Here is a 14,002-nt window from a genome sequence, read left to right on the forward strand (position 1 = left end):
TTGGGCCCCAGCACGCCCAGCACCTCGCCAGGACGCAACTGCAGATCGATGCCACTGAGCACCACGCACTGGCCGCGGCGGACTTCCAGCTGTTCGACCTGCAGCATCAGCTTCGCCCCCGCACCAGCAGGTAAAGAAAGAAAGGCGCGCCGATCAGCGCGGTGACGATGCCGATCGGCAACTCCGCGGGCGCAAGCGCCAGACGCGCGGCCAGATCGGCCAGCAGCAGCAGACTCGCGCCGGCCAATGCCGACGCAGGCAGAAGCAGGCGATGGTCGGGGCCCACCAACAAGCGCATCAGGTGCGGCACCACCAGGCCGATGAAACCGATCAGACCGGCAGCAGCCACCGCAGCGCCCACACCCAGCGCCGTACAGAGCACCAGCTCGCGCTTGAGCCGCTCCACATCGAAACCGAGATGGCGAGCCTCCGACTCCCCCAGAAGCAGGGCATTCAATGCCCGCGCCCGGCGCGGCAACCACAGCGCCACGGCCAGCGTGGCCAGCAGCAAAGGCCAGAGTCGCGCGTAGCTGGCGCCATTGAGGCTGCCCAGGTTCCAGAACGTCAGGGTACGCAGAGTTGCGTCGTCCGCCAGGTAGGTGAACAGACCGATGGCCGCCCCAGCCAGCGCGGTGAGCGCGATGCCCGCCAGCAGCATGGTCGCCACATGGGTCTGCCCGTCGCGCCGGCCCAGCCGATAGACCAGCGCCGTCACCAGCAAGCCGCCGACGAAGGCGCAGGCCGACAGCAAGTAGGGCGCAAAGGCTTCCGGCAGACCGCCCAACGCGGCGCCGCCGACGATGGCCACCGCAGCGCCCAGCGCGGCGCCGCTGGAAACGCCGACCAGGCCGGGATCGGCCAGGGGATTGCGGAACAAGCCCTGCATCGCCACACCGCAGAGCGCCAGCACCGTGCCCACCATCAACCCGAGCAGGGTGCGCGGCATACGGATCCGCGACAGGATCAGTTCGGCCTGCTGCACCGCTGCATCGGCCGCAACAGGCAGGCCCAGCAGGCGCAGGGCCGCACGCAAGGTATCGCCCAAGGGCAAGCTCACCGGCCCGAGCGCCAGCGAGAGCCACAACACGAGCACGAGCAACAGGCCCAGCGCGATGAACAATGGGCGCCTGGAAGAAGGTGAGGTCATGGCTCGCGCTTGGCTTCGGCAGTCAGGGATTGGCTGGCAGGATAAAAGCCTGCGGCCAGCATCGCCAGCCCGTCGGGCACACGCGGCCCGAGCCCACCGACCAGCAGGGTCGGGTCCAGCGCCAGCAAGCGCCCCTCGCGCGCCGCGCGGGTACCGGCCAGGGCGGGGTTCTGCTGCAGCATGGCCTGCCTGGCAGCTTCGCCTTCCAGGGCGCGGTCAGCCACCACCACGACCTGCGGATCGAGCGCCAGCAGCGCCTCGCTGGAAAGCGCCTTGTAGCCGCCGTGACTGGCCAGATTTCGCCCACCGGCACGGGTGATCAGCCAATCGGCAGCCGTATCGACACCGCCAACCAGCGGGCTGCCGCCGGCATGTCCGAGCAACAGCAGCACGCCCGGGGCCGGCTGGTCGCGTTGCGCCTGTTCGACCCACTGCTGCTGGGCCTGCAGGCGCGTCTGGTAATCGTCAAACGCGCGCTGCGCGGCCGCCTCATCGCCGAGCAGTTGCCCCAGTCGCTGCAGATTGGCCTGCAGGCTGTCCAGCTCGGCCCGCGCCGTCAGACGCTCGATGCGCACACCGGCGGCGGCCAGTTGCTGGAGTACGGGCGGCGGCCCCATTTCCTCGCTGCCGAGCAGCAGATCCGGGCGCAGGGCAAGAATGCCCTCTGCAGCCAGCTGCCGCTGGTAACCGATGCTGGGCAGCCGGGTCAGCGAGCTCGGATGACGGCTGGTGGTATCGACGCCCACCAGTCTGCTCTCGCCGCCGAGCGCCACCACCCATTCGCTCAACGCACCACCGGAACTCACCCAACGCTGTGGCAACGGCTCATCCGCCAGTACCTGGCTGGGAAACAGCAGGACGGCCGCCAGACCGCCCAAGATGTTGGAAAGACGCATGATCTCGGCTCCAGAGGATGACATCGACCCATTAGCCGCTTCAGGCGCAAACGGGTGAGATAGGACTTACCAGCGCCCGATATGGATGGCGGCAGCTGCGCGGTGGAAGACGCCCTCTCGCGGGCGATCCAGCAGCCGGCGTCAGGCGCTAACCGGCAGCCACGGCATAAGTGAGAAACAATACCATAAGATAATAATTTGCATTGGCAGAGTTGACTTGATAGCGTGACGGCCATCGTCAGCTGCCAGCACCGGGCGCCACTTATGGCCTCTGGCATAGTCGCTCCACGCCGGATCGCTCGACCGCCTCAGCAAAGCGGAGATCCGCGTTCGGGCGTTGGCGCCCCGGCAACTGCGAGTTCCACTTGGCGCATGGATGCGCCCTCCTCCCTGCGGGATAATCGCGCGATCTGAAATGGAGAACGCGATGATCCGCCTATGCGCGCCGAACGAACTGGCCGAAGGTCAGAGTCGGGGCTTTCTGATCGACCAGCTGAACCTGCTCGCCGTGCGCCGGAACGGCCAGGTGCATGCCTATGTCAACCGCTGCCCACACCGCGGCATTCCGCTGGAATGGCAGAAGGACCGTTTTCTCGACGACAGCGGCAGCCTGATCCAGTGCGCCACGCACGGCGCGCTGTTTCTCATCGAGAACGGTGAATGCGTTGCCGGGCCTTGCGCCGGGCAGGCGCTGAAGATGCTGGAGTGCCGGGAAGACGCGGACGGAATCTGGATCGATCCGTAGAGTGCGCCTGGCACTTCCGGCCGGCGCATCAGTGCCGACGGCGCAACGGGCGGCTCAGCAACCAGAGGATCAGCAGCGCACCAGCCAGAATCACTGAACTGACACCCCACTGCAGCGGCCCGGCGAGGCGGAACAGTTCCGCCGGGTGCAGGCTGGGCGCGCGGATCATGCGTTCTTCGGCGGCTGCGCCGGTGGTAGGTATGTCGGCCAGGCCGTCGCCGTCCAGATCCGGCAGGCTGCGGATATGGTCGAGCAGCGCCTGCCATTCCTTGAGCTCCTGCACGCCCTCGGTGTTCGGGTCCTGGTCGACGATGGCGTCTTCGATGCGCGGCAGCGGGCGGCCCTCGGCGTCCTTGGGCACCACGTCGAGCAGGCCCTTGGTCAGGTCCGGCACCAGCCAGGTGAAGCTGCCGACGTAGCTGGTGGCAGCGATGCTGAACAGGCGCGTGTCGTTCAGATCCAGCTCGCGGTAGCCGGCAACCGGATCGCCGATCTCGATGCGACTGACGCGGTCGAACGGCACGCGCCATGGGTTGTAGGTAAAGCGCACGCCGGAGACCCGCGGGTAATAGCTGCGGCTGTCGCGCAGCTGATAGGCCAGCAGCAGCACTTCCAGCAGCGACTTGATTTCACGGGCGCTGACGTAGGCCTTGATCATCGGGTACCCAGGCTCGTCGTCGAACTGGCCGACACCCAGCGGGGCGATGCGAAACAGGTCGGAAACCTCCTGCACGCCGTGGCGGCCCTTGAGCAGATCGTCGCGGATGGTGCCGTTACCGGTGAAGGCCAGGTCGGCGTCCACGGCATGACGCAGGGCATCGGTCACCAGATTGGCCAGAGTGTGATCGCTGAAGTCGCGACCAAGGCTCTGGTCGACCTTGGCCAGCGGCTGGTCGAAGCGATAGCCCTTGGGCACCAGCATGCGTTCGCTGACCACCTGCTTGAAGTCCTCCACCTTGGCGGTGATCGCCTCGTCGCCGGCGATGCTGTCGTTGACCGGATGCAGGCGGTAGTCGCGCAGGCGCGGCACACCGTCGTCGCCGAGGGTCATGCGCAGCTCGCCGAGGTACTGGATTTCCGAGCCGGCCTGCATCACCGGGGTGCGGCCGTTGACCAGCACCGGTTGCGGCAACGCCACATGCGAATGGCCGCCGACGACGATGTCGATGCCCGGCACCTGCTCGACCAGCTCCACCTCTTCGCCGCGCCAGCTGCCATCGGCCTGCTGGGTGACGCCCATGTGCGAGAGCAGGATGACCACCTCGGCGCCCTCCTCGCGCAACTTGGCCACCATCTCCCTGGCGGTGGTCACCGGGTCGGCGAAGGTCACCGGCTTGATCATCGGGCTGACCGCCACGGCGTTGTTGCCGAGCAGGCCGAACAGGCCGAAGCGGATGCCGCCACGCTCGATCAGCCTGTACGGCAGGATGCGTCCGGCCTCGGCGTGCGCTTGCAGGCTGTCATCGGCCTTGCTCGTTTCGTCGAAGCGCATGTTGCTCGACAGCAACGGCAGCAGCGCGTCGCCCTTGGCCTTGTGCGCGGCGCTGATCATCGCCGCGAGGCCGGCGGGACGGAAGTCGAATTCGTGGTTGCCGATCACCGCGGCGTCGTAGCCCAGTTCGGTCATCAGGCGCAGTTCGCTGCCCATCTCGCGGGCGATGGTGTGAAACAGCGTGCCCATGGTGAAGTCGCCGCCATCGAGCAGCAGCAAGGGCTCGTCGCCGGCCGCGGCGCGCCGCTCATTCAACAGGGTGGCCAGGCGCGCGACGCCGCCTACGGTATCGTCATCGTTCAGCGTCGCCGGGCTGTACTCGTTGTTGGGGCCGAAGCCGAGCAGGCGCGACTGCCAGTCGTTGCTGTGCAGGATGGTGAAGCTGCGTTCGGCAGCGGCCAGCGGCGTGGCGGCCAGCAGGCCGGCGAGCAGAAGGGAGGGAAGCAGACGCATGGACGATCCTTGGCGATGAGTGCAGACAGTATGCTGCAGGCCGCCCGCGCCCACAGCGACCGATCGGGACGCGATTTGTCGCCAATCGAGTCAGGCATTCATTGCCACAGGTCAGCGCCGCAGACCGGCACAGCGACTAGGCTGAAAGCAGGACAGCGAAGCGGAGAAGGGCGATGGATCATTTTGACCTGATGCTGGTACTGCTGATCGGCGGCTTCCTGCTGCTGGGAGTCGGCTTCAATTTCCGCGAGCACGAATGGGGCGTGCGCGTGCTCGGGTTGGGGGTATTGCTGATGCTTGTGCCGATTGCGCTACGGGTGCATCTGGCATTGGCGTAGGGTGCGCCATGCGCACCGAGCGATATTGATGGTGTCGCGGTTGCGCAAAGCCGGTGCGCGCGGCGCACCCTACGGGCCGCGATCTCGGGGCTGCACGCCGCATCGCAGGGTGCGCCATGCGCACCGGGGCATCGTGGTTCGCGGGAGGTCGACGACGCCCTACCGTTTCCAGCGCTCGGCGGCGCTCTGGTCGCTGCAGCGACCTTCGACCCAGCGCGGGCCTTCGCTGGTGTCTTCCTTCTTCCAGAATGGGGCGCGGGTCTTTAGATAATCCATGACGAAGTTGCAGGCGTCGAACGCCGCCTGGCGATGGGCGCTGCTGGTGCCGACGAAGACGATGGGCTCGCCCGGCTCCAGGCGGCCAATGCGGTGGATGATCTCGATGCCCAGCAGCGGCCAGCGCTCGCGCGCCTCATCGGCGATCTTGGCCAGAGCCTTTTCGGTCATGCCGGGGAAGTGTTCGAGAAACATGCCGCCCACTTCGCGGCCCTCATTGAAGTCGCGCACGTAGCCGACGAAGGTGACCACCGCGCCGATGCCGAGGTTGGCGGCATGCAGGGCGTTGAGCTCGGTGCCGGGGTCGAAGGGCTGGGCCTGTACGCGGATGGTCATGGGGAGTGTCTCGTTCGGTGGGGGGCTGCCGGGGCGGTTCGGTGGGTTGATGGTGGGCTGAAGCCCACCCTACAAGGCTGTGGTCAGGGGTTGCCGGCGTGGGGTGGTGGGCTGAAGCGGAGCGGCGCCCGGTCCACCCTACGGTGCCTGCATCAACCGCCGGTGACTGTGGGGAAGAAGGCCACTTCGTCGCCTTCGGCCAGCGGCTCGTCGAGGCTGCACAGCTCCTGATTACGCGCGCACATCAGGTTCTGCTCGCCCAGCACTTCCCACTCGCCGCCGCGGGCGACCAGGTGCAGGCGCAGGTCGTCGAGGGTGGCGAAGTCGCCGCTGAGTTGTTCGTCGTCACGGCCCAGGGTTTCGCGGTAGCGGGCGAAATACTGCACGCGGATCATGCTTGCTCCTCCAGCTTGTAGTGACCGCTCTTGCCACCGAGCTTCTCCAGCAGGCGCACCTGCTCGATGACCATGCCGCGATCCACGGCCTTGCACATGTCATAGATGGTCAGCGCGGCGACGCTGGCGGCAGTCAGTGCCTCCATCTCGACACCGGTTTGCCCGGACAGTTTGCAGCGTGCGGTGATATGCACGCAGTCATCGCCTTCGGCGCTCAGCTCGACCTTGACGCCGGTGAGCATCAGCGGGTGGCACAAGGGGATCAGATCGCTGGTTTTCTTCGCCGCCTGGATGCCGGCGATGCGCGCCACGGCGAACACGTCGCCCTTGGGGTGCTCGCCGGCGACAATCATCTGCAAGGTGGCAGGCAGCATGCGCACGCGCGCTTCTGCGGCGGCCTCGCGGAAGGTGGTCGCCTTGTCGGTGACGTCGACCATATGCGCGCGGCCTTGGGAATCGAGATGGGTCAGCACGGGTTAGCTCCTGGCGGGAATCGGCCGATTGTAAACCCGTGGGTCAGGATTTGCAGTCATGTCGTAGCCCGGATGCAATCCGGGGTGTGCGGCTGTGCGCAACCCCGGCTGGGCTATGCAGGTATTGCCCCCTCTCCCGCAAGCGGGAGAGGGAAGCGAGGGTGCTACATATGGGTTTCCGCGTATTCCGCCAGGATCGAGCGCGGCACCCCTTGCAGGGTGATGTGCACGCCGTGGGGGAAGTCCTTGAAGCGTTCGGTGAGGTAGGTCAGGCCCGAGCTGGGCGCCGACAGATAGGGGGTGTCGATCTGCGCCAGGTTGCCCAGGCACACCACCTTGGAGCCGTTGCCGGCGCGGGTGATGATGGTCTTCATCTGGTGCGGGGTGAGGTTCTGGCATTCGTCGATGAGGATCAGACTCTGCTGGAAGCTGCGCCCGCGGATGTAGTTGAGCGATTTGAACTGCAGCGGCACCTTCTGCAGGATGTAGTCGACGCTGCCATGGGTGCTCTCGTCGTCCATGTGCAGCGCTTCGAGGTTGTCGGTGATGGCGCCGAGCCAGGGCTCCATCTTTTCCGCCTCGGTGCCGGGCAGAAAGCCGATTTCCTGATCCAGCCCCTGCACGCTGCGGGTGGCGATGATGCGCCGGTAGCGCTTGCTGACCATGGTCTGCTCGATGGCCGCGGCCAGCGCCAGGATGGTCTTGCCGGAGCCGGCGGCGCCGGACAGGTTGACCAGGTGGATGTCCGGATCGAGCAGCGCGAACAGCGCCAGCGCCTGATGGATGTCGCGCGGCTTCAGGCCCCAGGCCTCCTGATGCAGCAGCGGCTCCTGGTGCATGTCGAGGATGACCAGCTCATCGCCCTTGATCGCCTTGATCCAGCCGACGAAACCCTGCTCGTCGAGGATGAACTCGTTGACGTGCACCGCCGGCAGGTTGTCGGTGAGTTGCACGCGGTGCCAGGTGCGACCGTGGTCCTGACGGGTCTCCACCTTGCTCACCCGGTCCCAGAACGAGCCAGGCAGGTCGTGATAGCCCTTCGATAGCAGCGAGACGTCATCGACCAGTTGGTCGGTGTGGTAGTCCTCGGCATCGATGCCGCAGGCGCGCGCCTTCAGGCGCATGTTGATGTCCTTGGTCACCAGCACCACGGACAGACCGGGATTGCGCGTCTTCAGCTCCACCAGCTGATTGATGATCTTGTTGTCGTTGAGATCCTCGGGCAGCCAGGTAACCGGGGCGGCACGCTTGCTCATGAGGATGGACAGACAGCCGCAGGGGCCGCTCTTGCCACGCTGGATGGGGACGCCGAGCTCCACGTCCTCGGGTTCGGCACCCGCGAGGATCTGGTCGATCAGGCGGATGGCCTGGCGACATTCGGCGGCTACGCCGTGCTTACCGGATTTGAGTTTGTCGAGTTCCTCCAGCACCGTCATCGGAATGGCGACGTGGTGCTCTTCGAAGTTCAGCAAGGCGTTGGGATCGTGAATCAGGACGTTGGTGTCGAGGGCGTAGAGGGTTGGAGCGGTGGGCTTGGAGCGTCCGTGGTCATCCATACTCGGTCACCTTCTTGTAGTAGCCAAGCGACGCAAGACCAGGACGGTTCTGCGCCGCGGAGAGGCCGCCGACTCCTCAGTGCCGGGGCTGAGAAGGTGCAAGCAAGGTGAGGGCCAATGGCCGCCACCTGTCTGCAGGTTTCGGCGGTCTTGCTTTTTTATTACTCCAATTCTTATGACAGAAAAACGTTTTTTTCGTCTCAGGCAGGTTTATTTGTCGACGCGACAGATAGCGCTTGGCGCGCGCCATGGCCCCCGTTAAAGTCCGAAGTCGCACCGCGCTTTCCTTCCCTGCCTCCCCTGCCCCGAATCTGCCCCCTGCGCGCCAGGAGTATGCAGCAGCCTCTCTCAATCGCCCCCATAGGTGGTCTTGTACAGGCCCAGCTTCTAGAATCGCCGTCACGCTTTCTGGAGACCTGCTCATGCTGATGGTGATTTCACCGGCCAAGACCCTCGACTACGAGACCCCGCCAGCCACCCCGCGCTTCACCCAACCCGAACACCTCGACCATGCCCAGGAACTGATCGCTCAGCTGCGCGACTTCAGCCCGGCGCAGATCGCCGAGCTGATGCACCTCTCCGACAAGCTCGCCGGCCTCAATGCCGCACGCTTCGGCAGCTGGGAACGCCCGTTCAACCCGTCCAACGCCAAGCAGGCGCTGCTGGCCTTCAAGGGCGACGTGTACACCGGCCTGCATGCCGAGGATTTTTCCGAGGATGACTTCGACTTCGCCCAGGCTCACCTGCGCATGCTGTCCGGCCTGTATGGCGTGTTGCGCCCGCTGGACCTGATGCAGCCCTACCGCCTGGAAATGGGCACCAAACTGGTCAACGGTCGCGGCAAGGACCTGTACGCCTTCTGGGGCGAGCGCATCAGCGCCTGGCTGAACCAGGCGCTGGCCGCCCAGGGCGATGAGGTGCTGCTCAACCTGGCGTCCAACGAATACTTCGGCGCCGTCAAGCGCAAGGCCTTGAACGCACGCATCATCGACACCGAGTTCAAGGACCTGAAGAACGGCCAGTACAAGATCATCAGCTTCTACGCCAAGAAGGCCCGCGGCCTGATGGCGCGCTACGTGATCAAGGAACGCCTGACCAACCCCGAGGGCCTGAAGGATTTCAACTATCAGGGCTACCGTTATTCGGCCGAGCATTCCAAGGCCGACAGCCTGGTCTTCCTGCGCGATCAGCCGCTGGACTGAGATTTTTCCCTTCCGCCTGCTTGCCGCTCATCGGGTGGCGAGCAGGCGCCCGCCATTCGCCTCACCTGCCCCCTCTCTCGCGCCAGCGCCTCGCTCGAGCGCAAGCGGCTGCCGACCGACACCCCCTTCTGCGCCTTCTGGCGAAACGGCAAAAACCCGCCTGACTTCACACTTTCAGAACAGTTTGATTTTTTATCGAACTTATTCGTCTAGTTAGTTATCCGATAGTTTCGCGACAACTAAATTGCATAATGCCATCGTGCATTTTGCAACTTGCTAGCACAGTGAGATCAATTAGGCGTTCAGCTGCCGTTCAGCACAGGACGAACGGTAGGAACTATCGGAAAACACCGACACTCATACAGCCCGTACACATTTCAATACGTATTTTCTTATCGGCAGGGACAACCAGACGGCATATGCGCCGCCTTATCACAGTTTCTTAACCGAAAGACTAGTACGTTTTACAGGGAGGTCCAGAAACCCACCAAAGCGCTGATATAGACGCCTCAGCGAGGCCGCAGGAACAATATCAAAGGGCCACGAGCTTATATAAGGCCCCCATCAGGCGCTGCCATCTAGCGCCCTACTCTTCTTATGCCTGGATGAACTTGCCAACTCTTCAGAAGCAAGTTCACGGAATAGTTTTGCCATTTGGCCAGTATTTCAAATCGCATCAACGGACGAGGTAAAAATCATGCGAATCAGTATCTTCGGTTTGGGTTATGTAGGCGCTGTATGTGCCGGCTGTTTGTCGGCCCGCGGCCATGACGTTATTGGCGTGGATATCTCAGCGACCAAGATCGACCTGATCAACAACGGCAAGTCGCCCATCGTCGAGCCGGGTCTGGAGGAGCTGCTGCAACAGGGTCTGCGCCAGGGCCGCCTGCGTGGCACGACCGATGTCACCGCCGCGGTACTGGAGAGTGATGTGTCGTTCATCTGCGTCGGTACTCCGAGCAAGAAGAACGGCGATCTGGAACTGAACTACATCGAAGGCGTGTGCCGCGAGATCGGCCTGGCCCTGCGCGACAAGGCCGAGCGCCACACCGTGGTGGTACGCAGCACCGTACTGCCGGGCACCGCCAAGAACGTGGTGCTGCCGATTCTCGAGGACTGCTCGGGCAAGAAGGCCGGTGCCGATTTCGGCCTGGCGGTGAACCCCGAGTTCCTCCGCGAAAGCACCGCGATCAAGGACTACGACTTCCCGCCGATGACCGTCATCGGTGAGCTGGACAAGGCCTCCGGCGACCTGCTGGAAAGCATCTACAGCGAGCTGGACGCGCCGATCATCCGCAAGGACATCGAAGTCGCCGAGATGATCAAGTACACCTGCAACGTCTGGCACGCGGCCAAGGTCACCTTCGCCAACGAGATCGGCAACATCGCCAAGGCGGTCGGCGTCGACGGTCGCGAGGTGATGGACGTGGTCTGCCAGGACCACAAGCTGAACCTGTCCAAGTACTACATGAAGCCCGGCTTCGCCTTCGGCGGCTCCTGCCTGCCCAAGGACGTGCGTGCGCTGAACTACCGCGCCAGCAGCCTGGACGTGGACGCGCCGCTGATCGGCTCGCTGATGCGCAGCAACGCCGCCCAGGTGCAGAAGGCCTTCGACATCATCGCCAGTCACGACTCGCGCAAGGTCGCCCTGCTCGGCCTGAGCTTCAAGGCCGGTACCGACGACCTGCGTGAAAGCCCGCAGGTGGAGCTGGCCGAGATGCTGATCGGCAAGGGCTACGACCTGAGCATCTACGACCGCAACGTCGAGTACGCCCGCGTCCACGGCGCCAACAAGGACTACATCGAGTCGAAGATCCCGCACGTTTCCTCGCTGCTCAACAGCGATCTGGATGACGTGGTGGCGAACGCCGACATCATCGTCCTGGGCAACAGCGACGAGCGCTTCGCCAAGCTGGCCGAGCAGGCCCCGAGCGGCAAGCGCGTGGTCGACCTGGTCGGTTTCATGCCCCACGCCAGCAACGGCGTGGCCGAAGGCATCTGCTGGTAAGGCCCAGACGTACCCGCGCGCCCCGCGCGCGGGTACCGAGAGACGCATATGGACAAGCTCAAGAACGGCCTCAACCAAGCCAGCGGCTGGCTGCTGTACCTCAGCCTGCTGATGCTGCTGGCGCTGGCGCTGCCCCGCTCGGTGTTCGACCCCGAGTCGCGGCACTTCCTGCTGCTGATCGGCATCGTCGGCATCTGGCGTTATTCCATGGGCGCCATGCATTTCGTGCGTGGCTGCCTGTTCCTCTACCTGGTTTATCCCTGGTATCGCTGCAAGGTGAAAAAACTCGGCAAGGACGCCGACCCCTCTCATGTGTATCTGCTGGTCACCAGCTTCCGCATCGAGGCGCTGACCACCGCCATGGTCTACCGCTCGGTGATTCGCGAAGCCATCGACTGCGGCTACCCGAGCACCCTGGTGTGCTCCATCGTCGAGCTCTCCGACGAGTTGCTGATCAAGAACCTCTGGGCCCAGGCCCAGCCGCCGGAACACGTCAAGCTGGACATCGTGCGCATCCCCGGCACCGGCAAGCGCGACGGTCTGGCCCACGGTTTCCGCGCCATTTCCCGGCAGATGCCGGATCGTGACGCGGTGGTGGCGGTGATCGACGGCGACACCGTGCTCGAGCCCGGTGTGGTGCGCAAGAGCGTGCCCTGGTTCAAGCTCTTCCCCAATGTCGGCGGGCTCACCACCAACGAGTTCTGCGAGGTGCGCGGCAGCTACATGATGAGCGAGTGGCACAAGCTGCGCTTCGCTCAGCGCCACCTCAACATGTGCTCGATGGCCCTCTCCAAGCGCGTGCTGACCATGACCGGGCGCATGTCGGTGTTCCGCGCCAGCGTGGTGACCGACCCCGAGTTCATCCGCGACGTGGAAAGCGACCACCTGGAGCACTGGCGCCTGGGTCGCTTCCAGTTCCTCACCGGCGACGACAAGTCCAGCTGGTACAGCCTGATGCGCCTGGGCTACGACACCTTCTACGTGCCCGATGCGGCGATCAACACGGTCGAGCATCCGCCGGAGAAGAGCTTCATCAAGGCCAGCCGCAAGCTGATGTTCCGCTGGTACGGCAACAACCTGCGGCAGAACTCACGGGCCCTGCGCCTGGGCTTCGGTCGCCTCGGTGCCTTCACCACCCTGGTGCTGTTCGACCAGCGCGTGTCGATGTGGACCTGCCTGCTGGGCCTGTGCGTGGCGATCATCGCCAGCCTCAAGTACAGCGTGATGTACCTGCTGATCTACCTGCTGTGGATCGGCTGCACGCGCCTGATCCTGACGCTGCTGCTGATGCTCTCCGGGCACCGCATCGGCCCGGCCTACCCGGCGCTGCTCTATTACAACCAGATCGTCGGCGCCCTGGTGAAGATCTACGTGTTCTTCCGCCTCGACCAGCAATCCTGGACGCGCCAGAACACCAAGCTCAACCGCGGCCTGTCCAGCTTCGCCAACTGGTTCAACAGCTGGTCGTCGCGCGCCATGACCTTCTCTGCCTCCTGTGTCTTCATCGCCGCGCTGCTGGCGCTGGTGTGACCGTACTCGAATAGGAATTAGCCACCATGAACTCCGTCGCCAATCACAACGTCGTCCATGAGTCCGAGGCCCAGCGCCAGCACGCCCGCGTCAAGCTGCCGGGGCGTTTGCGCTTCACCAATGCCAAGGGCGAGCGCATCGACGCGCGCCTGCAGGATGTCTCTGCCGGCGGCTTCAGCTTCACCAACGAAAAGACCACGCACAAGGTCGGCGATTTCCATCGCGGCCAGCTGCAGTTCCAGCTCGACAGCCTGGTACTGGGCCTGGACGTGGAATTTCAGGTCAACTCGGTACAGCCGGAGCACAACCGCGTCGGCTGCCAGTTCCAGGGCCTGCGCGCACGCGAGGCCGCCGCCCTGCGCCACCTGATCAGCAGCCACCTGGCCGGCGAGCTGGTCAATGTCGGCGAGGTGCTGCACATCCTCCAGCGCGACAACTTCACCAAGGCGCGCAAGAGCGGCAGCGGCGGTGGCATGGGCATGTTCGAACGGCTGCGTGCGGTGACCTTCAGCGCCGCCATCTTCGTCATCGGCCTGGCCGCCTTCGGCTACATCGGCAAGTCGATCTACGGCCTGTACTTCGTCACCCACGCCCAGTCGGCGCAGGTCAGCCTGCCCGCCCTGCAGGTCACCATGCCGCGTGAGGGCAGCGTGCAGAGCCTGGTGCAGCCCGACGGCATCGTGGAAAAGGGCGCACCGATCGCCACCTTCACCACCAGCATGCTGGAGATGCTCAAGGGGCATCTGGGCGAGGATCAGCTCGAGCCGAGCCAGATCGAGGCGCTGTTCGCCCGCGAAATGCAGGGCACCCTGACCAGCCCGTGCAACTGCAAGATCGCCCGCCAGCTGGTGGCCGACGGCCAGTTCGCCAGCAAGGGCGACGTGATCTTCGAACTGGTGCCGCAGGATGGTATCGCCACCGTCGCCGCCAGCTTCCCCTACCGTCACCTGGAGCAGGCGCGCCCCGGCACGCCGGTGAGCTTCAAGGTGGCCGGCGAAGATGCGCCGCGCCGCGGCGAAATCGTCAGCAGCAGCCTGCATGACGGCGGCCTGTCCGCCGACATCCGCGTGGTGATCAAGCCGGAGGAAACCCTGCCGGCCAGCCTCGCCGGTCAGCCGGTGGACGTGGTGATCGACCGCGGCCCGTCGCTGGGCT

The 14,002-nt window shown here is 64.7% G+C and carries 13 protein-coding genes and 1 pseudogene; 6 read left to right on the forward strand and 8 right to left on the reverse strand.

What is annotated here, in order from left to right; translation table 11 throughout:
* From N7333_RS21780 to N7333_RS21790, 3 genes and pseudogenes are all read right to left on the reverse strand, one after another.
* A pseudogene (locus N7333_RS21780) lies at positions 1 to 107 on the reverse strand (heme ABC transporter ATP-binding protein); the annotation flags it as partial.
* A complete protein-coding gene (locus N7333_RS21785) occupies positions 107 to 1,093 on the reverse strand; it encodes an iron chelate uptake ABC transporter family permease subunit (protein ID WP_198402280.1) in 987 nt (328 codons plus the stop codon). The gene N7333_RS21785 and the pseudogene N7333_RS21780, both read right to left, overlap by 1 nt.
* Positions 1,094 to 1,143: 50 nt before the next feature.
* Positions 1,144 to 2,043, reverse strand: coding sequence for an ABC transporter substrate-binding protein (locus N7333_RS21790; RefSeq protein WP_096827269.1), 900 nt, complete (start codon positions 2,041 to 2,043; stop codon positions 1,144 to 1,146).
* A 427-nt stretch (positions 2,044 to 2,470) separates the two neighbouring features.
* Here N7333_RS21790 and N7333_RS21795 point away from each other — a divergent pair, with 427 nt between their 5' ends.
* Positions 2,471 to 2,788, forward strand: coding sequence for a Rieske (2Fe-2S) protein (locus N7333_RS21795; RefSeq protein WP_096827270.1), 318 nt, complete (start codon positions 2,471 to 2,473; stop codon positions 2,786 to 2,788).
* A gap of 28 nt (positions 2,789 to 2,816) precedes the next feature.
* Here N7333_RS21795 and N7333_RS21800 read toward each other — a convergent pair whose 3' ends face one another.
* Positions 2,817 to 4,733, reverse strand: a complete 1,917-nt coding sequence (locus N7333_RS21800; protein ID WP_279859378.1) for a bifunctional UDP-sugar hydrolase/5'-nucleotidase — start codon at positions 4,731 to 4,733, stop codon at positions 2,817 to 2,819.
* 173 nt (positions 4,734 to 4,906) lie between these two features.
* Between N7333_RS21800 and N7333_RS21805 the strand changes: the two genes are divergently transcribed.
* Positions 4,907 to 5,071 carry a hypothetical protein gene (locus N7333_RS21805; RefSeq protein ID WP_003243127.1) on the forward strand — a complete coding sequence of 55 codons (165 nt, stop codon included), beginning with the start codon at positions 4,907 to 4,909 and terminating at the stop codon, positions 5,069 to 5,071.
* A 159-nt stretch (positions 5,072 to 5,230) separates the two neighbouring features.
* Here N7333_RS21805 and moaE read toward each other — a convergent pair whose 3' ends face one another.
* The 4 genes from moaE to N7333_RS21825 all read right to left on the reverse strand — a co-directional run bounded on the left by moaE (position 5,231) and on the right by N7333_RS21825 (position 8,107).
* Positions 5,231 to 5,683 (reverse strand): molybdopterin synthase catalytic subunit MoaE, encoded by a 453-nt coding sequence (gene moaE, locus N7333_RS21810; protein WP_148117497.1) that lies wholly within the window; start codon positions 5,681 to 5,683, stop codon positions 5,231 to 5,233.
* A 152-nt stretch (positions 5,684 to 5,835) separates the two neighbouring features.
* A complete protein-coding gene (locus tag N7333_RS21815; protein ID WP_003243123.1) occupies positions 5,836 to 6,078 on the reverse strand; it encodes a MoaD/ThiS family protein in 243 nt (80 codons plus the stop codon).
* On the reverse strand, positions 6,075 to 6,551 hold the full coding sequence (moaC, locus tag N7333_RS21820; RefSeq protein ID WP_279859379.1) for a cyclic pyranopterin monophosphate synthase MoaC: 477 nt from the start codon (positions 6,549 to 6,551) through the stop codon (positions 6,075 to 6,077). The genes N7333_RS21815 and moaC overlap by 4 nt, the downstream gene beginning before the upstream one ends.
* A 164-nt stretch (positions 6,552 to 6,715) precedes the next feature.
* Complete coding sequence (locus N7333_RS21825; RefSeq protein WP_003243119.1) at positions 6,716 to 8,107, reverse strand: PhoH family protein; 1,392 nt, start codon at positions 8,105 to 8,107, stop codon at positions 6,716 to 6,718.
* 422 nt (positions 8,108 to 8,529) lie between these two features.
* Between N7333_RS21825 and yaaA the strand changes: the two genes are divergently transcribed.
* From yaaA to N7333_RS21845, 4 genes are all read left to right on the forward strand, one after another.
* Positions 8,530 to 9,309: a peroxide stress protein YaaA gene (gene yaaA, locus N7333_RS21830; RefSeq protein WP_279859380.1), complete on the forward strand. Its 780-nt coding sequence runs from the start codon at positions 8,530 to 8,532 to the stop codon at positions 9,307 to 9,309.
* 697 nt (positions 9,310 to 10,006) lie between these two features.
* The gene (gene algD / locus N7333_RS21835) at positions 10,007 to 11,317 is read left to right on the forward strand and encodes a GDP-mannose 6-dehydrogenase (protein WP_096827273.1); all 1,311 of its coding nucleotides are present in this window, start codon (positions 10,007 to 10,009) and stop codon (positions 11,315 to 11,317) included.
* Positions 11,318 to 11,365: 48 nt separating this feature from the next.
* Positions 11,366 to 12,847, forward strand: a complete 1,482-nt coding sequence (locus N7333_RS21840) for a glycosyltransferase family 2 protein (RefSeq protein ID WP_279859381.1) — start codon at positions 11,366 to 11,368, stop codon at positions 12,845 to 12,847.
* A gap of 26 nt (positions 12,848 to 12,873) precedes the next feature.
* On the forward strand, positions 12,874 to 14,002 hold a 1,129-nt coding region (locus N7333_RS21845), incomplete at its 3' end, for an alginate biosynthesis protein Alg44 (RefSeq protein ID WP_279859382.1).

Origin of the sequence: Pseudomonas sp. GD04158, assembly GCF_029834875.1 — a bacterium.
GTDB lineage: Bacteria > Pseudomonadota > Gammaproteobacteria > Pseudomonadales > Pseudomonadaceae > Aquipseudomonas > Aquipseudomonas hydrolytica.

What these genes read in the sequence shown, in the direction of transcription:
- N7333_RS21790 (WP_096827269.1), bottom strand. Translation starts at nt 2,043, where the DNA reads ATGCGTCTTTCCAACATCTTGGGCGGTCTGGCGGCCGTCCTGCTGTTT.
- N7333_RS21795 (WP_096827270.1), top strand. Translation starts at nt 2,471, where the DNA reads ATGATCCGCCTATGCGCGCCGAACGAACTGGCCGAAGGTCAGAGTCGG.
- N7333_RS21800 (WP_279859378.1), bottom strand. Translation starts at nt 4,733, where the DNA reads ATGCGTCTGCTTCCCTCCCTTCTGCTCGCCGGCCTGCTGGCCGCCACG.
- N7333_RS21805 (WP_003243127.1), top strand. Translation starts at nt 4,907, where the DNA reads ATGGATCATTTTGACCTGATGCTGGTACTGCTGATCGGCGGCTTCCTG.
- moaE (WP_148117497.1), bottom strand. Translation starts at nt 5,683, where the DNA reads ATGACCATCCGCGTACAGGCCCAGCCCTTCGACCCCGGCACCGAGCTC.
- N7333_RS21815 (WP_003243123.1), bottom strand. Translation starts at nt 6,078, where the DNA reads ATGATCCGCGTGCAGTATTTCGCCCGCTACCGCGAAACCCTGGGCCGT.
- N7333_RS21825 (WP_003243119.1), bottom strand. Translation starts at nt 8,107, where the DNA reads ATGGATGACCACGGACGCTCCAAGCCCACCGCTCCAACCCTCTACGCC.
- yaaA (WP_279859380.1), top strand. Translation starts at nt 8,530, where the DNA reads ATGCTGATGGTGATTTCACCGGCCAAGACCCTCGACTACGAGACCCCG.
- algD (WP_096827273.1), top strand. Translation starts at nt 10,007, where the DNA reads ATGCGAATCAGTATCTTCGGTTTGGGTTATGTAGGCGCTGTATGTGCC.
- N7333_RS21840 (WP_279859381.1), top strand. Translation starts at nt 11,366, where the DNA reads ATGGACAAGCTCAAGAACGGCCTCAACCAAGCCAGCGGCTGGCTGCTG.